The organism is Streptomyces uncialis (assembly GCF_001905345.1).
In the GTDB taxonomy this organism is placed as follows: domain Bacteria; phylum Actinomycetota; class Actinomycetes; order Streptomycetales; family Streptomycetaceae; genus Streptomyces; species Streptomyces uncialis.
Map to the genome: position 1 here is coordinate 1,181,163 of NZ_LFBV01000001.1, position 20,358 is coordinate 1,201,520.

The following is a 20,358-nucleotide window of genomic DNA, read 5'->3' on the forward strand; positions in this document are numbered from 1 at the left end:
GGTTACGGAGGGCCCGAACCGTTCAGCCACACCGCCCCGTACCAGGCGGCGACGGCCGTCGCGAGGACGACGACCGTGGCGGACGTACGAGGCCGGGCCCGTGCCAGGGCTACGGCGAGCGGGATCAGCAACGGGAACGCGGGCATCAGCAAACGCGGTTTGGAACCGAAGTAGCCGGATGAGCCGAGTGCGAGGGCCAGCACGACGCCGCTGTACACAAGGAGGGGGAGCGGCTGTCCCCGCCGGACCCCGGTCCAGTACAGCCACAGCAGTGCGGCGACCCCGGCGGTCAGGCCCAGGGCGGCGGGCAGCGGCAGTCCGGTGACGAACCGGGCGAAGGCCACGCCCCCGTCGAAACCGTTGCCCCACGCGGCCTGTACATCGAGGTACCCGAACAGGGCGCCCTCGCGCACCCCGACCCACAGGACGTACGAGGCCGCGCCGACCGGGGCGAGCAGCGCGCCCAGCAGCATCCGCCGGTGACCGGCACGGGTGGGGTTACGGGTATGCGGAGGCGCACCCCCACCCGTACCTGCACCCGCACCAATACCTGCACCCGGACCCGGACCCGTACCGGCGTTCGTACCCGCGCCCCCATCCCCACCGGTGTCGGTGTCGGGACCCGCGTCCGTCCCCGACCGCGCGGCCGTCACCACGCCCCGCCGCCACGCGAGCCACATCCCCGCCCACACCGCCGCCGCGACCGCGAGGCCGACCGGCCGGGTCAGTCCGGCGAGGGACGCGAGGAGCCCGGCGCGTACCCAGTCGCCGCGCAGCACCCCGTACAGGGACCAGGCGGCGAGGGCGGTGAACAAGGACTCGCTGTACGCCATGGACTGGACGATGCCGACGGGCAGCGCGGCCCACACCACGACCGCGAAGAACGCGGGACGGGCGCCGTACAGCGTGCCGACGACCCGGTGGATGCCCCACGCGGCGGCGAGGGACGCCACCGCGCTGATCGCGAGGCCCGCGTGACCGGGGCCCAGCGGGGTGACCGCGCCGACGGCCCGCTCCAGCCAGGGCAGCAGCGGGAAGAACGCCATGTCCGACAGGACGCGTCCGTCCGGTGCCGTCAGGGTGAAGTCGTACCCGTGCTCGACCACCCGTGCGTACCAGAGGGAGTCCCAGCGGGCGGAGAGCAGCGTCAGCGGGCTGCTGCCCTCGGCGGCGGACCGGACGGCCAGCGCGACCAGGCAGACGACGCGGACGGCGGTGTAGACGAGGAGGGCGGGGCCCGCGTGCCGGAGCGCCGCCAGCGCACGGGGACCGAGCAGCCCTGCTGTCGGTCGACCCACCACCGCCGACCGGCCCGCTGCCGAAGGGCTCACCGCCGGAGGGGCCCCCGCCGACCCACCCCCCACCGACTCACCCACCGCCGAACGGCCCGCCGTCGGTGGCGGCGGGGGATCGGGGTGCGGCATCGGCGAGTCCTGGTGGTCCGGGTCCGGGGCAGCGCGCGGCGACCGGGCACGCACTTCTGTTCGACCGGCAACGATAGCGCGGCCCCGGGGCGCGCTACGGCAGGTTGCGGGCCATCACGATGCGCTGGATCTGGTTGGTGCCCTCGTAGATCTGGGTGATCTTCGCGTCCCGCATCATGCGCTCCAGCGGGTAGTCCTTGGTGTAGCCGTAGCCGCCGAGGAGCTGGACGGCGTCGGTGGTGATGTCCATCGCCGCGTCCGAGGCGAAGCACTTCGCCGCCGCGCCGAAGAACGTCAGATCGGGCTCGGCGCCCCCGGCGGAGACCCGTTCCGACCTGGCCGCCGCCGCGTAGGTGAGCTGGCGGGCCGCCTCCAGCTTCATCGCCATGTCGGCGAGCATGAACTGGACGCCCTGGAAGTCACCGATCGGCTTGCCGAACTGCTTGCGCTCCTGGACGTAGCCCTTGGCGTAGTCCAGGGCGCCCTGGGCGACACCGAGGGCCTGGGCGGCGATCGTGATGCGGGTGTGGTCGAGGGTCTTCATGGCCGTGCCGAAGCCCGTGCCCTCCTCGCCGATCATGCGGTCGGCGGGGATACGGACGTTGTCGAGGTACACCTCGCGGGTGGGGGAGCCCTTGATGCCGAGCTTCCGCTCGGGAGCACCGAACGAGACACCTTCGTCGGACTTCTCCACGACGAACGCGGAGATCCCGCGCGAGCGCTTCTCGGGGTCGGTCACCGCCATCACCGTGTAGAACTCGGAGACGCCCGCGTTGGTGATCCACCGCTTCACGCCGTTGAGCACCCAGTGGTCGCCGTCCCGCACGGCCCGGGTCTTCATGCCCGCCGCGTCCGAACCGGCCTCCGGCTCGGACAGACAGTAGGAGAACATCGCGTCGCCCTTGGCCAGCGGGCCGAGGTACTTGCGCTTCAGCTCCTCCGAGCCGGAGAGGATCACCGGGAGGGAGCCCAGTTTGTTCACGGCCGGGATCAGGGAGGACGACACGCAGGCGCGGGCCACCTCCTCGATGACGATGACCGTGGCCAGGGCGTCCGCCCCGGCGCCGCCGTAGCTCTCGGGTACGTGCACCGCGTGCAGGTCGGAGGCGACGAGCGCGTCCAGGGCCTCCTGCGGGAAGCGGGACTCGTCGTCCACGGCCGCCGCGAAGGGCGCGATCTTCGCCTCCGACAGGGCGCGGACCGTCTCCCGGAGCAGGTCGTGCTCCTCGGAGGTCCGGTACAGGTCGAATGCCGGGTTGTCTGCCGAGCCAGCCACGGATCTCACGCTCCCAGATGCTAATTACCGTTAAGTAACCCTAATGAGTACCCCGAATTTTAGGGGCGGGGAAGGGCGGGGGCCAGGTGAGCTGGGCGACATGTGCGCGCGGCCGGGCGCCTGGGGCGCACGGTTCCGGCCACGCCCCCGTATGCGCCCCCCAGGCCCCGCACCAGGCCCGACTATGCTCGCCGGGGGTGTCACCGCGACACCACGACCGACCGCGCCGGAGCACTGGAGAACCCATGGCCCCCCTCAAGCTCACCGTGATCGGCACCGGGTATCTCGGTGCCACCCATGCCGCCGCGATGGCGGAGCTGGGGTTCGAGGTGCTGGGGCTCGATGTCGTCCCCGAGAAGATCGAACTCCTCTCGCAGGGCCGGGTCCCCATGTACGAACCGGGGCTCGAAGAGTTGTTGCGCAAGCATGTCGCCGGGATCGAGGGGTCCACCGGACGGCTGCGGTTCACCCTGGACTGGGCGGAGGCCGCCGAGTTCGGGGACGTCCACTTCGTCTGTGTGAACACCCCGCAGAAGCGCGGCGAGTACGCGTGCGACATGAGCTACGTCGACAGCGCGATGGAGTCCCTCGCTCGGCATCTGCGCCGACCGTGCCTCGTCGTCGGCAAGTCGACCGTTCCCGTCGGCAGCGCGGAACGGCTCGCCGCCCGGATCGTGGAACTGGCGCCCGCCGGGGACGCGGTCGAGCTGGCGTGGAACCCGGAGTTCCTGCGCGAGGGGTTCGCCGTGCAGGACACCCTGCACCCGGACCGGATCGTGGTCGGGGTCGCGGGACCCACCGGCGAGAAGCTGCTGCGCGAGGTGTACGCCGGGCCGCTCGGCGCGGGGACCCCGCTCGTGGTGACGGACTTCCCCACCGCCGAACTGGTGAAGACCTCCGCCAACTCGTTCCTGGCGACCAAGATCTCCTTCATCAACGCGATGGCCGAGGTCTGCGAGGCGGGCGGCGGGGACGTCGTCCGGCTGGCCGAGGCCATCGGCTACGACGAGCGGATCGGGTCGAAGTTCCTGCGCGCCGGGATCGGCTTCGGCGGGGGCTGTCTGCCCAAGGACATCCGCGCGTTCATGGCACGCGCCGGTGAGCTGGGCGCCGACCAGGCACTCACGTTCCTCCGCGAGATCGACTCCATCAACATGCGGCGGCGCGGCCAGATGGTGGAGATGGCCCGCGAGGCGCTGGGCGGGCGCTCGTTCCTCGGTACGCGCGTCGCGGTGCTCGGCGCGGCGTTCAAGCCGGACTCGGACGACGTACGGGACTCGCCCGCGCTGAACGTCGCCGGGCAGATCCATCTCCAGGGCGGCCAGGTGACGGTGTACGACCCGAAGGGGATGGACAACGCGCGGCGGCTCTTCCCGACGCTGGTGTACGCGGACTCCGCGGTGGAGGCGGTGCGGGGCGCGGATGTCGTGCTCCACCTGACCGAGTGGCGGGAGTTCCGCGAGCTGGACCCCGCCGAGCTGGGCGCTGTGGCGGCGCGGCGGGTGGTGCTGGACGGGCGCAACGCGCTCGACCCTGCGGTGTGGCGTGCGGCCGGGTGGACGTACCGGGCCATGGGGCGCCCGACGGCCTGACCCTGGCGGGTCCCCGGGGCCCCGGGGCCCGTGAGCGTTCGCCTGCGCGGGTTCGTCCTCGCGTCCCCGGGTCTGTCCGGCTGGACGCACTTGCCCCCGCCCGGGTCGTTCGGTGGGTGCGCGGTTCCCCGCGCCCCTTCGGGGCGCCCCCCGCGGTCGGCGTTCGACCGCGGGCCTCGTCACCGGAGCGACGCGGGCCTCGTCACCGGAGCGAGAGGTAGACCTGGTACGGGACCATGAACAGGCCCAGGGCCAGCAGGGGGAACGCGAGGGCCACGCCCAGTGCGTACAGGATCCTCTTGTGGACGGGCAGCCGGCCCACGGCGCGGGAGGGGGTGCGGGGGTCGTACGCGAGGTGGACCTTCCTGTCGACGACGACCGACGCGTCGTTCACCTCGACGCTCCGGGTCACGCCCTCCGCGTCGGTGAAGTGGCACCGCAGCTTGCCCGCGCTCTTGCTCCCGGGATTCGCGACGACGGACACGCCCCGGCGGAGCAGCACGGCCCGGATGTACAGCGCGTGGGCCCCCATGGCGATCCCGGCCGCGCCGAACACCAGGGGCTTCACCCCGAGTACGTAGAGCACCAGGCCGAACCACCGGCCGACGACGATCAGTTGGACGAGCCCGGCGAGATAGCCGATGACCGGGACCGCGCAGGCCACGACGATCAGGACGAGGAGCGGTTCGACGCCCTGGCGGGCCGGTATCCGTGCGACGGCGGGGGCGTCCAGGACCTCCACCAGGTCCGCACCGTCCCCGAGCCGGGCGCCCGGGGCGCGTTCAGGAAGCGCGGCGTTGACGGCACGGGCGAACGCCGTGACGGAGGCGACATTGGGCCCCGCTATCCGGTACCTCGTTGCCTCGGTTCCGTCGGGGGCGGTCAGGACCACACTGGCGGCCCGCCCCGAAGGGTCCACCCGCACCTCCGCCACCGCGGGCAGGGGTATCCGTCGTCGGGTGCCGTCCTGCTCCAGGAGCAGCCCGGTGGGGTCCAGACGGATCGAACCCTTGCTGCCGCTCAGGGACACCGATGGAAGGGAAGCCTTGGCCATCCCCGCACCCTACGCAGCGGCGGGAGGCGCCGGAAGCGGATTCCCCCGGAGCGCCCCCGCCCGCACCCCCCACCCGGCGGGGGACACCGGTACCCGTAACCCGTAACCCGTACCTGTGTCCGTACAGGGACTGCGCGGATGCCACGGAACAGGGACTACGCGGAAGCCCCGGACGCCACCGACTCCGCGTCGCCGAGGACCCGGACCGAGTTGGACCATGTCAGCTTCGCCAGGTCGGCGGGGGACCAGCCCCGGGTGAGCAGTTCGGCGATCAGCCGGGGGTAGCAGGACACGTCCGACAGTCCGTCGGGCGTGAACGCCGTACCGTCGTAGTCGCCGCCGATGCCCAGATGGTCGATGCCCGCGACCTCCCGCATATGGTCCAGATGGTCCGCGACCGTCGACACCGTCGCCCTCGGCCGCGGGTAGCGCTCCTCGAAGGCCGCGTGCGCCGCCATCGCCTCCGTGCCGGTGTCGAGGTGGTGGAACCCCCGCTCCCGCAGATTCTCGTCGGCCGCCGCCGTCCAGTCGACGGCCGCCTGGAGGACGAACTTCGGGACGAAGGTGACCATCGCGACCCCGCCGTTCGCGGGCAGCCGTTCCAGCACGTCGTCGGGGATGTTGCGGGGATGGTCGCAGACCGCCCGCGACGACGAGTGCGAGAAGATCACCGGCGCGGTGGACGTGTCCAGCGCGTCCCGCATGGTCGTCGCCGCGACATGCGAGAGGTCGACCAGCATGCCCAGCCGGTTCATCTCCCGGACGACCTCCTGGCCGAACGGGGACAGCCCGCCCACCCCTGGCACATCCGTCGCGGAGTCCGCCCAGGGCACGTTGTCGTTGTGGGTCAGCGTCATGTAGCGCACACCGAGCGCGTGGAAGGTCCGCAGCACCGCCAGCGAGCTGTTGATGGAGTGGCCGCCCTCCGCCCCCATCAGCGAGGCGACCCGGCCCTCCCGGCGGGCCCGTTCCAGGTCCGCCGCGCCGGTCGCGGGAGCCAGGTCCGCCGGATACCGCTCCAGCAACCGCTGGACGCAGTCGATCTGTTCGAGGGTGGCCCGGACCGCCGCGTCGCCCGCGAGGTCGGTGCGGACGTACACGGACCAGTACTGCGCGCCGACCCCGCCGGCCCGCAGCCGTGGCAGGTCGGTGTGCAGATGGGCGCTCTGGTCGGTGGCGATGTCACGGGCGTCCAGGTCGTAGCCGACCTGCTGGCGCAGCGCCCACGGCAGATCGTTGTGCCCGTCGACGACAGGGAACTCCGCCAGCAGGGCGCGCGCCCGGAGCTCGGCGTCCGACGGGGCGCCCGAGGTGTCCGACGGGCTGTCCGGCACGCCCGACGGGTCGCCCGACGGGTCCGGAACGTTCCTCACGGAGGTCACCGTCACGCTCCCGAGGCGAAGCCGAAACTGCCCGAGCCCTCGACCTTGGACCGCAGCCGCTTGCCCTTCTCGGTGGCCTGGTCGTTGAGCTCCTGCTGGAACTCCCGCATCCGGGCCAGGAGTTCCTCGTCGAACGCGGCGAGGGTACGGGCCGCGAGCAGTCCCGCGTTGCGGGCGCCGCCCACGGAGACCGCCGCGACGGGCACCCCGGCCGGCATCTGGACGATGGACAGCAGACTGTCCATGCCGTCGAGGTACTTCAGCGGCACCGGGACCCCGATGACCGGCAGCGGGGTGACGGACGCCAGCATGCCCGGCAGATGCGCCGCGCCGCCCGCGCCCGCGATGATCACCTTGAGGCCGCGGTCGGCGGCCTGCTCGCCGTACGCGATCATCTCGCGGGGCATCCGGTGCGCGGAGACGACACCGACCTCGTAGGGGATCTCGAACTCGTCGAGGGCCTGGGCGGCGGCCTCCATCACGGGCCAGTCCGAGTCGGACCCCATGACGATGCCCACGAGCGGGGCGGCGGCCGGACGGCTGAGGCTGGGGCTGGGCGACGACGTGCTCATTCGGTGATCGTTCCCTTGAGGTAGCCGGCTGCGTGACGGGCGCGCTCCAGTACGTCGGCCAAGTCGTCGCCGTAGGTGTTGACATGGCCGACCTTGCGGCCGGGCTTCACGTCCTTGCCGTACATATGGATCTTCAGACCGGGGTCCCGGGCCATGCAGTGCAGATACGCGGAGTACATGTCGGGGTAGTCACCGCCGAGGACGTTGCACATCACCGTCCACGGGGCGCGCGGGCGCGGATCACCGAGCGGCAGATCGAGCACCGCGCGGACATGGTTGGCGAACTGCGAGGTGATCGCGCCGTCCTGGGTCCAGTGGCCGCTGTTGTGCGGGCGCATCGCCAGCTCGTTGACGAGGACCCGGCCGTCGGCGGTCTCGAACAGCTCGACCGCGAGATGCCCGACCACACCGAGCTCCTTCGCGATCCGCAGCGCCATCTCCTCCGCGTGCAGCGCGAGTCCGGGGGCGAGTCCGGGGGCCGGGGCGATCACCGTGTCGCAGACCCCGTCGACCTGCTGGGACTCCACGACCGGGTACGCCACGGCCTGCCCGTGCGGGGAGCGGACGACGTTCGCCGCGAGTTCCCGTACGAAGTCGACCTTCTCCTCCGCGAGCACCGGGACGCCCGCGCGGAACGGCTCCGCCGCCTCCGCCGCCTCCTCGGCCGTCCGCACGACCCAGACACCCTTGCCGTCGTAGCCACCGCGCACGGTCTTGAGGACCACGGGGAACCCGTCGGACGAGGCGTCCGCCGCGCCCTCGGCCGCGAAGGCCACCACATCGGCGGGGTCCGTCACGATCCGGTGCCGGGGGCAGGGCATGCCGATCTCCGTCAGCTTCGCCCGCATCACCCCCTTGTCCTGCGCGTGCACCAGCGCGTCCGGCCCGGGGCGGACGGGGATGCCGTCCGCCTCCAGGGCGCGCAGATGCGCGGTGGGGACATGCTCGTGATCGAAGGTGATCACGTCACAGCCCCGCGCGAAGTCACGCAGCGTGTCCAGGTCGCGGTAGTCGCCGACGACGACATCACCGACCACCTGGGCCGCGGAATCCTGCGGGGTGTCACTGAGGAGCTTGAACCTGATGCCGAGCGGGATGCCTGCCTCGTGGGTCATACGCGCGAGCTGGCCCCCGCCGACCATGCCGACTACCGGGAATGTCACGCCCCCAGGGTATCGGCGTGGCCGGATCGGATGCCCACGGGCGGGGTGCGGGGGTGCTGGTTAGCATGGTGGGGTTGACGAATTCATGACCGGACCGAACGAGCGGGGACTGGGCGGCACCATGACCAAGGGTCGTACAGGGGGTTCCTCATCGTTTTCGGGCGGGGCGCTGCGGCGGCAGATGGAGCAGCTGTGGCGCGAAGTGATCAAGTTCGGGGCGGTGGGCGGGGCGGGGCTGCTGGTCAATCTGGCCGTCTTCAACCTCGTCCGCGAGACCACCGAGCTGCCTGTCGTCCGGGCCAGTGTCATCGCGACGATCGTCGCGATCGTCTTCAACTACATCGGATTCCGCTACTTCACGTACCGCGACCGCGACAAGAGCGGACAGACCCGCGAGATGGGCCTGTTCCTGCTGTTCAGCGCGGTGGGGCTGGTCATCGAGAACGGCATTCTCTACGCGGCGACCTACGGCTTCGGCTGGGACAGCCCGTTGCAGAGCAACTTCTTCAAGTTCTTCGGGATCGGGGTGGCGACCCTGTTCCGCTTCTGGTCGTACCGCACCTGGGTCTTCCGTACCGTCCCGGCCGAGGCGACGGTCGCGGCGGCGGAGCGGTTCCTGGAGGAACGGGGACCGCGGGACGCGGGCGCCACGGGCACGGGCAGCGGTACGGGGGCCTCCGGGCGCGGGACGCGCTGACGTGAGCCCGGGCGGGCTCCGGGCACATGCCCGGACGGGACCGCTCCCGCTCGGCCCCGCCCCGGTCCCGGCGCGGGGGACGGCTATCTGACCTGCCTCGCGCCGCTCTCCTCCGAATCCCGGTTCACCGCTGTCCGTGACAGGAACAGCCCGAAGACCGGCGGCTTGAGCTGGAGCATCTCCAGCCGTCCGCCGTCCGCCTCAGCGAGGTCGCGGGCCACGGCGAGCCCGATGCCCGTGGAGTTGCGGCCGCTGATGGTCCGCTCGAAGATCCGTGAGCCCAGGTGCGCCGGTACCCCGGGGCCCTCGTCCGTCACCTCGATCACCGCCTGGTTGCCGGTGACCCGGGTACGCAGGGCGACGGTCCCGCCCCCGTGCATCAGGGAGTTCTCGATCAGCGCGGCCAGCACCTGGGCGACCGCGCCGGGGGTGCCGACCGCCCGCAGATGCCGTTTCCCCGAGCTGACGATGGCCCGCCCCGAGCTGCGGTACGCGGGGCGCCACTCCTCCAGCTGCTGCTTGATGACCTCGTCCAGATCGAAGGAGACGGCGGAGCCGGTACGGGGGTCCCGTGAGTTCGTCAGCAGCCGTTCGACCACGTCCGTGAGACGTTCCACCTGGGCCAGGGCGATCGTCGCCTCATCGCGGACCGTCGTCAGGTCGTCCGTGACGGTGATCTCCTCCAGCCGCATCGACAGCGCGGTCAGCGGGGTGCGCAGCTGGTGGGACGCGTCGGCGGCCAGCCGGCGCTCGGCGGTGAGCATCCGGCCGATGCGTTCGGCGCTGGAGTCGAGGACGTCCGCGACCCGGTCCAGTTCCGGGACGCCGTAGCGGCGGTGCCGGGGGCGGGGGTCGCCGGAGCCGAGGCGTTCCGCGGTCTCCGCGAGGTCGGTGAGGGGGGAGGCGAGCCGGTTGGCCTGCCGGACGGCGAGCAGGACGGCCGCGATGATCGCGAGCAGGGCGACCAGGGCGATGATCAGGAGGGTGCGGCCCACCTCGCGGGTGACGGCCGAGCGGGACTCCAGGACGGTCACCGTCTCGCCCTTCTCGCCCTTCGCCTGTCCGCGGATGACATCGCCGGACGGGGCGGTGCCGACGACGACCCGGCCCTGGTCGGGCATCTCGATGAGGGCGTAGCGGTCATCGCCGACGTGGGGGCGCACGTAATCGGCGGTCACGTGGTTGTCGCCCATCAGACGGCCGTCCACGATGCTGGCGAGTTTGACGGCTTCCGACTGGACGCGTTCCTGGGCGCTTTCGCTGATGGTGCGGGTCTCGACGATCACGAGGGAGACGCCGAACACCGCGATGACGACGAGGACCACCGCGAGGGTGGAGTTGATCAGCCTGCGACGCATGGGTCCACGGTCCCACGGGGCGCCTTCGCTTGCGCTTCCGGGATACCTGTGCGGGGCGTACTTGTTCCCCCGCGGGTCGCCTTCGCTCGCGCTTCCCAGGTCCGTCCGGCTGGGCGTACTCCGTTCCTGTGCCGTCGTTCGTGGGTGCGCAGTTCCCCGCGCCCCTGGATGCTGCCCCGATCGGTTGTTCTCCGGGTGCGGGTCCGCCCTCGTCTTTTGCGCAGTTCCCCGCGCCCCTGAAGGGGCGCCCACCTGGGGCTGTCGTCAGGCTGCGGGTCCTTCGCTTGCGGAAAACCCCCTCCTCCCGCTCTCGCGCTGCTGCGGGAGGGGGTGGGCGGGAATCTCTGCCCGCAGACTCCGATGCTCTTCAGTCGGGTAGGGGGGATGTCGTACCGAGCGCGTTGGAGCGAGGACGGAGAATCCCGACCGGCCCCGACCCGAAGAACCGGCCGGATGCGCCCCAAAGGGGCGCGGGGAACTGCGCAAAGACGAGGACCGCCCCGCACCCGACGAACAGACCCGAAGGGGCAGCACCCAGGGGCGCGGGGAACTGCGCGAAACCACCGAGCGACGGCACAGGAACGGAGTACGCCCAGCCGGACGGACCTGGGAAGCGCAAGCGAAGGCGACCCGCGGGGAACTGCGCACCCGACGAGCGACGGCACAGGAACGGAGTGCGCCCAGCCGGACGGACCTGGGAAGCGCGAGCGAACGGACGGCCGTCAGGACTTCTCGAAGCGGAACCCGACCCCCCGCACCGTCGCGATATAGCGGGGATTCGCCGCGTCATCCCCCAACTTCTTCCGCAGCCAGGAGATATGCATGTCCAACGTCTTGGTGGACGACCACCACGTCGTGTCCCACACCTCCCGCATCAGCTGATCCCGCGTGACCACGCGCCCCGCGTCCCGCACCAGCACCCGCAGCAGATCGAACTCCTTGGCCGTGAGCTGGAGCTCCTCCTCCCCCATCCACGCCCGGTGCGACTCGACGTCGATCCGCACCCCGTGCGTCGCCGGCGGCTGCTGCGGCTCCGCCGCCCCGCGCCGCAGCAGCGCCCGTACCCGGGCCAGCAGCTCGGCCAGCCGGAACGGCTTCGTCACATAGTCGTCGGCCCCCGCGTCGAGCCCCACGACCGTGTCGACCTCGTCGGCCCGCGCGGTCAGGATCAGGATCGGCACCGTATGCCCCTCGGCGCGCAGCCGGCGGGCGACCTCCAGCCCGTCCATCCCTGGCAGCCCCAGGTCGAGGACGACCAGGTCCACCCCGCCCCGCATCCCGGCTTCCAGCGCGGTCGGTCCGTCCTCACGCACTTCGACCTCGTAACCCTCCCTGCGCAGGGCGCGGGCCAGCGGCTCCGAGATGGACGCGTCGTCCTCGGCGAGCAGTACACGGGTCATGACCTGATGGTAGTCCGGCGGGGGCCCGCCTCGGGAGGCGATCGGCAGCAGGTCCTGAGGGGCGCGCGAGGCACGATTTCGGCCCTGGGAGTGTGCGGTGGCATCCTGAGGAAGACCTTTGATTACGTGTCGACAGGGCATGCGCCCCTGTGTTCCATCTCTCATGACGGGCCAAGGTCTTCTTTTCTCCCGCAATACGTGTCGTATGGTGTGAGAACGCCTGAAGCACCACCCGAAGACCTTTGGCCCGCTCGCGCGCCAGGGGTCTTCTCGTCTGTGCGGGCCGACCGCGGTCGGCCTTGAAAGGAATGACCTGTGGCCGGGCCCCGGCGCGCCGACGCGTGCGGGGCGTGGCTCCCGGTGCCCGCCGTTCCCCGCCTCCGCGCGCTGCCCACCAGAGCCTGGAGCGGGACTCCCTTGGGCGTAAGGGACGGACGGCGCGGTGCCGGTGCCGGCCAGCCCCCCACCGGGCGCGCACCCGCTCACGCCGCGCGTCCCGAACTGCAAGGATCGACCCATGGCGTCCAGCCTGACGAAGGACCCGCCCCGTACCTCCGGCGGCGGGAAGACCTTCTTCGGCCACCCCCGTGGCCTGGCCACCCTCTTCATGACCGAGATGTGGGAGCGCTTCAGCTTCTACGGTATGAGGGCCCTGCTCCCGCTGTACCTGGTCGCGCCCGGAGGTCTGGACCTCAAGCCGACCACGGCCACGGCGATCTACTCGATCTACCTGGCGATGGTGTACCTCCTCGCCATGCCCGGCGGCTGGTTCGGTGACCGCGTCTGGGGCCCCCGCAAGACCGTCGCCATCGCCGCCTCCGTGATCATGGCGGGCCATGTCACCCTGGCCCTGCCCGGCGAGGCGCCCTTCTTCGCCGGCCTGGCGCTCGTGGCGCTCGGGTCCGGGCTGCTGAAGGCCAACATCTCCACGATGGTCGGCCATCTCTACAACGGTCCGGACGACCCGCGCCGTGACGGCGGCTTCACGATCTTCTACATGGGCATCAACCTCGGTGCCTTCGCCGCCCCGCTGATCATCGGCACCGTCGGCGAGAGCGTGAACTGGCACCTCGGCTTCGCGCTCGCCGCGCTCGGTATGGCGCTGGGCCTGGTCCAGTTCCTGCTCGGCACCCGTCACCTCAGCGAGCGTTCCAGCGTGGTGCCCAAGCCGCTGACCGACGCGGAGCGCCGTTCCACCCTGCGCAAGGGCCTGATCTGGCTCGCCGTCGCCGTCGTGTTCTACAGCGTCGTGGGCGGTGCCGGGCTCTACACCCTGAACTGGGCGCTGGTCCCGATCACCCTCGCCGGGCTGATCATCCCGATCATGGTCCTCACCCGGATAAAGCGGGACAAGGAACTGTCCGCGACCGAGCAGACGCGGATGACCGGCTTCATCTGGTTCTTCGTCGCCGCCGCCGCGTTCTGGATGATCTACGACCAGGGCGGCTCGACGCTGGCCCTGTTCGCGAAGAACTCCACGAACACGACGGTCCTCGGTTTCGACTTCCCCGTCTCGTGGTTCCAGTCGATCAACCCGGTCCTCGTGATGGCGCTGGCCCCGGTCCTCGCCTGGCTCTGGCTCGCGCTGAACCGGCGCGGCAAGGAGCCCAGCACGGTCGTCAAGTTCTCGTCCGCCCTGCTGCTGATCGGTGTCTCCTTCCTGGTCTTCCTGATCCCGCTCACCATGTCGGGCGACGGTTCGAAGGTCGCCGTCTGGTGGATGGTCGCGATCTACTTCGCGCAGACGCTCGGTGAGCTGTGCCTGTCGCCGGTCGGTCTGTCGGTCACCACGAAGATGGCGCCCGAGAAGTACGGCTCCCAGATGATGGGTGTGTGGTTCCTCGCGGTGACCGCGGGCGACTGCACCACCGGACTGCTGTCCATCGCCGGTGTCGACCTCAACAAGACCGGGGTCGTCGGGCTGGAGGCGGCCATGGCCATCCTCGCCGCCGTGGCCATCTTCATGTACCGCAAGAAGGTCAAGGCCTTGATGAGCGGCGTCCGGTAACCCGTACCCGTACCCGTACCCGTACGTAGCCGTAGCCGTAGCTGTGGCCGCGCTGCTCGGCAGCGGATTCGCGCCCCTCCAGGACCCGCCCCCGGGTTCCCGGAGGGGCGCTCCCGTCGCACGCCGCCGTTACGCGCTCCCGCTCCCGTACGTCAGTCGCCGACGACGAACCGTGCGGAAGGGCGAACCGGGGCGACGGGAATCCAGGTGATGACGAACCGCGCGACGGCGAACCGGCCTTGACGGCGGGGACCGGACCTGGCGGCGAACCGGCCTTGACGGCGGGGACCGGACCTGGCGGGGAACCGGACCGGAAGGCGGAAATCCCGTGCGGCGGGGGACCGGACCGGCGGGCGGCGGGGAACCGGACTGCGGCGAACCGGCGAACCGGGCTACGGGGAACCGGGGAGAACCAAGAACGCGCCGGATCGTGGTGATCCGGCGCGTGGCGAGCGGGTGGGGGAGGGACGGTCCGCGCCCCGCCGGGCGCGGCTGCCGCGGTGCGGCGGCGGGCTTCAACCCGGGGCGCCGAGCTCCGCCCAGACGGTCTTCCCGGAGACCCCGGGGGTCCGTACGACCCCCCAGTCCAGACAGAGACGCTGGACGATGAACATCCCGTGCCCGCCCGGCCGTCCGGCCCGGTGCGGGGTGCGCGGCGCCGGTGATCCGGCGCCCCGGTCGGTGACCTCGACGCGCAGCACCTTGCCGCCGAAGCCGATCGTCATGTCCTCCGGTCCCTCGGCGTGCAGACACGCGTTGGTGACCAGTTCGGAGACGACGAGCAGGACGTCCTCGGCCGCGGCCCGCCGGTCGGCGCCCTGCGCGGGCAGCCAGCCCCAGTCATGGAGTGCCTGCCGGGCGAAGTCCCGGGCGAGGGGCACCACTCCGGGCGCGTCCCGCAGTGAGATCCGCCGTACGGTGCCGGGTCCGGCGGCGACCGGCGCGGAGCCGATCGCGTCGGCGGCCTGCGCCTGCGCGTCGGACGGCCCCGTGTCGGAGGGCCCTGTGCCGGATCGCCCTGTCCCGGACGGCCTTGCGCCGGACGCCTGTGCGTCGCCCGACCGCGTATCCCCAGGCCGGGTATCCCCTGGCCGTGGATCGCCCGACCTCATGTCCCCCGACCTCATGTCCCCTGGCCTCGTGTCGCCAGGCTGTGCCCCGGTCGGCCGTGCGTCGGCCGGGTCCGGGGTGGCCGGTGGTCGGCTTGACGGTGGCGGTGCGGCCGGGGGGCCTGCGTCCGGGCCGTTCGGGGCAGCCGTGTCCGTGGCGGCAGGGCTCGTCGCGGTACTCGCCGTGACGGTGCCCGCCGCGACGGTACGGCTCGCCTCGGACGTGCCGGGCGCGGCCACCACGGGGGCGGCCGTGTCCGGTCCGCCGCCCGGGTCCGCGACGGCGGACTCCCGCGCGGGCGGGCCGTGGGCGGGCGGCACCGGCGCGGGCGACGGGTCCGCGCCCGATCCCGGTCCGGACCGCGACGGGTCCGCTCCGGGCGGGCCCGCGTCGGCCGGCCGTCCCATGGGGTCGGCATCCCGAGGCTCCGGGCCGCGATCGCCCGGCGAGCGGGGCCGGGTGGTGCTCATCAGCGCTTCACCTCACCGATTCACCGGTTCACCAGTTCCAGCATCTATCAAGTTCCCAAGTTCCCACATGATCCAGACGCATGCCGGGCGTACCACTCAGGTCGCCGACCGCGCCGGGTTCCGACTCTGTCCGACGATGTCCGGGCCGTGTCGGGGCCCGTGTCCGATCCAGGGTTCTCCTGCCCGGCACATCCGTGAGAACACCCACTTCTCACGGCCAAAAGGGTCATGCTTCCTGTGACGCTGGTTACTCCGGGATGTCACGGAGGAGATGGAGGTATGCCCGGCCGGGCCCCGGCCTGCGCGGATCACTCCACGAGCGCGGCGTCGAGCGTCTCGTGCACCGTGAAGACGGCGTCCGCCCCGGTGATCTCGAACACCCGGGCCACCACCGGCTGCATACCGGCGAGATGGACCCCGCCGCCCGCGGCCTCCGCCTTGAGGCGGGCCCCGAGGAGCACGTTCAACCCCGTCGAGTCACAGAAATCCAGCCGCGCGCAGTCGACGACGAGCCTGGTGAGGCCGTTGTCCAGACATGCGTCCAGCGGTTCCTGGAGCAGTTCGGCGGTGTGGTGATCGAGCTCACCCGCCGGTGTCACTACGGCACTCGAACCCTGCTGACGCACCTCCACCAGGAGGCGGTTTTGATGTGCGCTGCCGACCGTCCCGCGGTCCATGCCGTCTCTCTCTTTCGGGCCGTCCCGCAATGCCTCGGGCCCTCGTGGAAGGGGTGGATGTATGGAGGTGGAAAAGGGTGTGACTTCAGTGAACCCTACGCCTTCCGTACGCCCCCGGGTACCCGAACAACCCTACTAAAACGGACATTTGCGATTCAAAGAAACTTGCAAGGGATTCGGGAAAGCGGGTAGGGCTAGTAGAGACCGCACTCACCACGGCCGGCATTGGAGTCGCCGCACACCGCAGGATCACCATGGCACCGGCAGCCTGACGCCTGGACACGATGGAGGACGACATGTCACCCCGGCTCGACGAATCGCGGACCCTCGAAGCGACGTCGGCATCCCGTCCCGCAGCACCCACCGACGCTTCCGTCCCCCTGCCCGCGCCCCGCGGCGGCGTGGACACCCGGCCCGCCGAGGCCCGGCCGGAAGCCCTCGCGGATCTCCCGCCCATCCCCCCGTTCGCCCAGGTCGCCCCGGCCGACGCCCGCGCGTTGTCCAAGACCCTCTTCGCCCGGCTGGCGGATCTGGAGGAGGGCACCTACGAGCACGCCTACGTCCGCAACACCCTGGTCGAGCTCAACCTCGCCCTGGTGAAGTTCGCCGCATCGCGCTTCCGCACCCGGAGCGAGCCGATGGAGGACATCATCCAGGTGGGCACGATCGGGCTGATCAAGGCGATCGACCGCTTCGAGCTCAGCCGTGGTGTGGAGTTCCCCACGTTCGCGATGCCGACGATCGTCGGCGAGATCAAGCGCTTCTTCCGCGACACGAGCTGGTCGGTCCGGGTGCCCCGCAGGCTCCAGGAACTGCGGCTCGACCTCGCCAAGGCGGGCGACCTGCTGGCGCAGCGCCTCGACCGCGCGCCCACCGTCGCCGAACTGGCCACGCATCTGGAGCTGTCCCACGACGAGGTCGTGGAGGGCATGGCCGCGTCCAACGCCTACACGGCCAGCTCGCTGGACGCCCAGCCCGAGGAGGACGACTCCGAGGGCGCGCTGGCGGACCGCATCGGCTACGAGGACCACGGGCTCGAAGGTGTCGAGTACGTCGAGTCCCTCAAGCCGCTGATCGCGGGACTTCCGTCACGTGACCGGCAGATCCTCTCGCTGCGTTTCGTGGCGAACATGACCCAGTCCGAGATCGGGGAAGAACTGGGAATTTCCCAGATGCATGTCTCCCGGCTGCTCTCCCGGACCCTGGTCAAGCTGCGTAAAGGACTCACCGTCGAGGAATAGGCATAGACCATTCCCGCATCGGCCCGGGCCAGTGGCCGATTCGGTGAATGCGTCCGTGCCGACTCGATGCGCACGTGCCGACTCCGGGAAGTCGCGGTCGGTGTCGTGGTCGGTATCACCGCCGGTATCACCGCCGGTGTCGGCTGCGGGGAGTCTGGTTCCGGTGAGGTTTCCGGCAGGAAGTCCGGCAGGGAGTCCGGTGGGGCGGGTCCGTACGGACCCGCCCCACTTCTGTGCCGCGGGTTCCGTCCCGCGTGCTGCATTGCCCGGCCGCTCCCTGGCCGTATCACGGTTCCGTTCGCCGCCGGGGTCCCGTCCGGCCAAGTGGTCTCCGTCCGCGGCTTGTCGGGAGATGAAGCGGCACGAGTAGCGCCATGGACCGGTGGACCCGATGGATCGGGAACTCCGCGGCGGACCGAGCCGGGCTGAATGGACTGGACCAAGCCCGGACCGCGCGTAGGTATGTACCGGACCACGCGTAGGCGTGTAAAGGCGCGACAATGTCCGCGCGCAGGACGCATTTATCCTCCGCACTTTGCTGACTTACCCGGGGAAACGCCTTTCCCCGCGAACCCTCTTCGTTCACTATGGTCTCCCCTTCGCATACTCACCGGTATGCCGTCGCAGAGTGAGTGATCGCCGGGAGGCCGCGGGCCGTCCGGCCGAGGAGGAGTGCGGATGCCACGGCGCAGCCGTTCGGACCGCGCTGCCGAGGCTGCCGGTGGCGGTGGCGGTGTCCACTCCGGTGAGGCGGACGCCCGCCTCACCGAACTGCTGCGCGGGGACGCCGCGACGGCCTACCCGGCCCTGCGGGAACTGCGCCGCCGTCATCACGCGCCCACCCTGGCCTACGCCCGGCTCCTCGGTGTGGACGAGGCCGCGGCCAAACAGCTCACCGCGCAGGCGTTCGCCCTCGGTGCGCGGGACACCGGGCGGGGCGTCGACCCCACCGGCCCCTGGCGCCACCACGCGGCGCTGCTCGTCCGCCGGATCGCCGCCGGCTGGACGGCCGACGGCCGACGGGTCCGGTTGCGCCCGGAGTTCGCCGCGTTCCTCGACGCCGAGGAGGAGCGCCGCGCCGACCTGCCCGCCTTCGTCCGGCGCCCGCCTGCCGAACTCCCCATGCCGGCCGCGTTCCACAGCCTGCCCACCCGCACCCAGGGCGTGCTCTGGTACGGGATCGTGGACGCCGCACCCGACCCGGAGACCGCGCTCTACCTCGGACTGAAGGCCGACGAGGTCGCCTGGGCGAAGGGCCCCTCGCTCGACGTGCTCGGCCGCGCCTACCTCAAGGCCCAACTGGCCCGTCACGGCGACCAGAACTGCCAGGCCTACCGCCGCCTGATCGAGGAGGCCGTCCGGCCCCGCGAGCCACGCCGGAACCACGACCTGGACGACCACCTCGCGCAGTGCCCGTGCTGCCGGCGGGCCCACAACGTACTGCTCGACCTCCACCGCACCCCCCGTACGGTCCTCGCCACCGGACTCCTCCCGTGGAACGGCGGCGCCTACCTTCCGCCCGGCACGGAGAGCCCGGTGATCCCGCTGATCGGCGGCGCGGCCCGGCGTACGGGCGAGTCGGAGACCGTAGGCGTGCGCTTCGCGGTCGGGCCGCAAGACGTAGGTGCGGGTGCGGGTGCGGGTGCGGGTGCAGGTGAGGGTGGGGTGGATGGCGTAGGAGCGGTCGGGTCGGCGGCGGCCCGGGGTGCGGGCGGTGCGGGCGGTGGTGGTGCGGGCGGCGGTGCGGCCAGTGGTGTGACCGGCGGCGCACACGCTGGTGGCGAGGCCGATGCGGACAGGTGGCGGAGCCCGTCGACCGCTTCCCGTCGTCACCGGCGACGCCGTCGGCATGCCCTCCCACGCGGACACCCTGCGGCCATAGAGGCCAATCAGGACACGGCGGCCAATCAGGCCAATGAGGTCAACGTGGCCAATCAGGTCACCGCGGCCAATGAGGTGACCATGGCTAATCAGGTCACCGCGGCCAATGGGGACAACGTGGCCAATGGGGACAACGTGGCCAACGAGGTCACCGTGGCCATTCAGGACACGGAGGCCATAGAGGTCGCGGCGGCCAGCGCCGTGGCCGCGAGCGGGCGGCTCGCCGGGAGAGGTACGGGCACCCCGTACCCGGCGAACGGTTCGTACGGCTCGGCCGACGTGCGGCGGGAGACCGCCCCACCGGACCCGTACGGCGGTGGCCAGGGTGACGGCTGGCACCCGGCCGACGACAGGGACCGACCCTGGCGGCCCACCCGCAGCTTCGTCCTCGCCGCGGTGACCGTCGCCCTCGCCCCGCTGTTCGTGGTGCTGTTGGGGGGCAGCGCGGGCGAGGAACCGTCCACCGACCCCGACGAGGGGCGGCGGACAGGCGCGTCACCTCCGGCCACGGTCCCCGGCACCCCGACCCGGTCGGCCTCCGTACCGTCCACCCTCACCCCGTCGGCTCCCCGGGCGACCCCGACCCCCTCACCGTCCACGTCCGCGCCGACCACGGGGGTCCGCCCACCCGGCGGCGCGTACACCCAGTTCGTGAACGCGTCCACCGACCTCTGCCTGGACGTCCGTGACGGGGACTTCTTCACCGGCAACGACGTCGTGATGTCCGCGTGCAACACCTCGGACACCCAGCGCTGGCGGTTCGACATCTCCCGGGGCCTCGTCAGGTCATGGGCGAACGACGAGTTCTGCCTGGACAGCCGGGGCAGCGTCGACAAGGGCGTCGGCATCCGAAGATGCGCGCCGACGGACGGCCGCGACGACCGCGACCTCCGGTTCGACGTGGACCCCAAGGGCCGCGTCCTCCCGGCCATCGCCTCCGGTCACGCCGTCACGCCGACCTCCAAGCGCGCGGGCGGTGACGTGGGACATCTCCCGCTGGGCGACGCGACCGCGCAGCGATGGCGGGCGGGCGAGGCTCCCGTGTGACACCGG

15 protein-coding genes are annotated in these 20,358 nt (G+C 71.5%); 5 read left to right on the forward strand and 10 right to left on the reverse strand.

Annotated features, from left to right (window positions below; translation table 11 throughout):
* Positions 1-2: 2 nt before the first annotated feature.
* Both AB852_RS05085 and AB852_RS05090 read right to left on the reverse strand, forming a co-directional pair.
* On the reverse strand, positions 3-1,301 hold the full coding sequence (locus tag AB852_RS05085) for a hypothetical protein (RefSeq protein ID WP_425444154.1): 1,299 nt from the start codon (positions 1,299-1,301) through the stop codon (positions 3-5).
* 217 nt (positions 1,302-1,518) lie between these two features.
* Positions 1,519-2,700, reverse strand: coding sequence for an acyl-CoA dehydrogenase family protein (locus tag AB852_RS05090; RefSeq protein ID WP_073783926.1), 1,182 nt, complete (start codon positions 2,698-2,700; stop codon positions 1,519-1,521).
* A gap of 245 nt (positions 2,701-2,945) precedes the next feature.
* On the opposite strand from AB852_RS05090, the gene AB852_RS05095 reads away from it, so the two are divergent.
* A complete protein-coding gene (locus tag AB852_RS05095) occupies positions 2,946-4,292 on the forward strand; it encodes a UDP-glucose dehydrogenase family protein (protein ID WP_073783928.1) in 1,347 nt (448 codons plus the stop codon).
* Between the two features lie 202 nt (positions 4,293-4,494).
* Here AB852_RS05095 and AB852_RS05100 read toward each other — a convergent pair whose 3' ends face one another.
* The 4 genes from AB852_RS05100 to AB852_RS05115 all read right to left on the reverse strand — a co-directional run bounded on the left by AB852_RS05100 (position 4,495) and on the right by AB852_RS05115 (position 8,442).
* Entirely contained in the window at positions 4,495-5,346 is an 852-nt protein-coding gene (locus AB852_RS05100; protein WP_143201178.1) for a hypothetical protein, read from the reverse strand.
* 155 nt (positions 5,347-5,501) lie between these two features.
* Positions 5,502-6,680, reverse strand: coding sequence for a dipeptidase (locus AB852_RS05105; RefSeq protein WP_073785443.1), 1,179 nt, complete (start codon positions 6,678-6,680; stop codon positions 5,502-5,504).
* A 50-nt stretch (positions 6,681-6,730) separates the two neighbouring features.
* On the reverse strand, positions 6,731-7,234 hold the full coding sequence (gene purE / locus AB852_RS05110) for a 5-(carboxyamino)imidazole ribonucleotide mutase (protein ID WP_073785445.1): 504 nt from the start codon (positions 7,232-7,234) through the stop codon (positions 6,731-6,733).
* Positions 7,235-7,296: 62 nt separating this feature from the next.
* Positions 7,297-8,442: a 5-(carboxyamino)imidazole ribonucleotide synthase gene (locus tag AB852_RS05115; protein WP_245876672.1), complete on the reverse strand. Its 1,146-nt coding sequence runs from the start codon at positions 8,440-8,442 to the stop codon at positions 7,297-7,299.
* 142 nt (positions 8,443-8,584) lie between these two features.
* Between AB852_RS05115 and AB852_RS05120 the strand changes: the two genes are divergently transcribed.
* Entirely contained in the window at positions 8,585-9,160 is a 576-nt protein-coding gene (locus tag AB852_RS05120; RefSeq protein ID WP_073785447.1) for a GtrA family protein, read from the forward strand.
* An 83-nt stretch (positions 9,161-9,243) separates the two neighbouring features.
* Here the strand turns inward: AB852_RS05120 and AB852_RS05125 are convergent, their stop codons facing one another.
* Together AB852_RS05125 and AB852_RS05130 are read right to left on the reverse strand one after the other, a co-directional pair.
* Complete coding sequence (locus tag AB852_RS05125; protein ID WP_073783934.1) at positions 9,244-10,518, reverse strand: ATP-binding protein; 1,275 nt, start codon at positions 10,516-10,518, stop codon at positions 9,244-9,246.
* 722 nt (positions 10,519-11,240) lie between these two features.
* Complete coding sequence (locus AB852_RS05130; RefSeq protein ID WP_073783936.1) at positions 11,241-11,918, reverse strand: response regulator transcription factor; 678 nt, start codon at positions 11,916-11,918, stop codon at positions 11,241-11,243.
* A gap of 517 nt (positions 11,919-12,435) precedes the next feature.
* Between AB852_RS05130 and AB852_RS05135 the strand changes: the two genes are divergently transcribed.
* On the forward strand, positions 12,436-13,926 hold the full coding sequence (locus AB852_RS05135; RefSeq protein ID WP_073783938.1) for a peptide MFS transporter: 1,491 nt from the start codon (positions 12,436-12,438) through the stop codon (positions 13,924-13,926).
* 515 nt (positions 13,927-14,441) lie between these two features.
* Here the strand turns inward: AB852_RS05135 and AB852_RS05140 are convergent.
* Both AB852_RS05140 and AB852_RS05145 read right to left on the reverse strand, forming a co-directional pair.
* Positions 14,442-15,038 (reverse strand): ATP-binding protein, encoded by a 597-nt coding sequence (locus tag AB852_RS05140; RefSeq protein WP_079184299.1) that lies wholly within the window; start codon positions 15,036-15,038, stop codon positions 14,442-14,444.
* A gap of 776 nt (positions 15,039-15,814) precedes the next feature.
* Positions 15,815-16,183 (reverse strand): STAS domain-containing protein, encoded by a 369-nt coding sequence (locus AB852_RS05145; protein WP_073783940.1) that lies wholly within the window; start codon positions 16,181-16,183, stop codon positions 15,815-15,817.
* Between the two features lie 296 nt (positions 16,184-16,479).
* On the opposite strand from AB852_RS05145, the gene AB852_RS05150 reads away from it, so the two are divergent.
* The gene (locus AB852_RS05150) at positions 16,480-17,424 is read left to right on the forward strand and encodes an RNA polymerase sigma factor SigF (RefSeq protein WP_107499171.1); all 945 of its coding nucleotides are present in this window, start codon (positions 16,480-16,482) and stop codon (positions 17,422-17,424) included.
* 678 nt (positions 17,425-18,102) lie between these two features.
* The gene (locus tag AB852_RS05155) at positions 18,103-20,352 is read left to right on the forward strand and encodes an RICIN domain-containing protein (RefSeq protein ID WP_073783944.1); all 2,250 of its coding nucleotides are present in this window, start codon (positions 18,103-18,105) and stop codon (positions 20,350-20,352) included.
* The last annotated feature ends 6 nt before the right edge of the window (positions 20,353-20,358 follow it).

Coding starts and splice junctions, on each gene's coding strand:
- purE (WP_073785445.1), bottom strand. CDS start 7,234: ATGGGGTCCGACTCGGACTGGCCCGTGATGGAGGCCGCCGCCCAGGCC.
- AB852_RS05125 (WP_073783934.1), bottom strand. CDS start 10,518: ATGCGTCGCAGGCTGATCAACTCCACCCTCGCGGTGGTCCTCGTCGTC.
- AB852_RS05095 (WP_073783928.1), top strand. CDS start 2,946: ATGGCCCCCCTCAAGCTCACCGTGATCGGCACCGGGTATCTCGGTGCC.
- AB852_RS05145 (WP_073783940.1), bottom strand. CDS start 16,183: ATGGACCGCGGGACGGTCGGCAGCGCACATCAAAACCGCCTCCTGGTG.
- AB852_RS05120 (WP_073785447.1), top strand. CDS start 8,585: ATGACCAAGGGTCGTACAGGGGGTTCCTCATCGTTTTCGGGCGGGGCG.
- AB852_RS05140 (WP_079184299.1), bottom strand. CDS start 15,038: ATGAGGTCGGGCGATCCACGGCCAGGGGATACCCGGCCTGGGGATACG.
- AB852_RS05150 (WP_107499171.1), top strand. CDS start 16,480: ATGTCACCCCGGCTCGACGAATCGCGGACCCTCGAAGCGACGTCGGCA.
- AB852_RS05100 (WP_143201178.1), bottom strand. CDS start 5,346: ATGGCCAAGGCTTCCCTTCCATCGGTGTCCCTGAGCGGCAGCAAGGGT.
- AB852_RS05135 (WP_073783938.1), top strand. CDS start 12,436: ATGGCGTCCAGCCTGACGAAGGACCCGCCCCGTACCTCCGGCGGCGGG.
- AB852_RS05155 (WP_073783944.1), top strand. CDS start 18,103: ATGCCACGGCGCAGCCGTTCGGACCGCGCTGCCGAGGCTGCCGGTGGC.
- AB852_RS05130 (WP_073783936.1), bottom strand. CDS start 11,918: ATGACCCGTGTACTGCTCGCCGAGGACGACGCGTCCATCTCGGAGCCG.
- AB852_RS05115 (WP_245876672.1), bottom strand. CDS start 8,442: ATGGTCGGCGGGGGCCAGCTCGCGCGTATGACCCACGAGGCAGGCATC.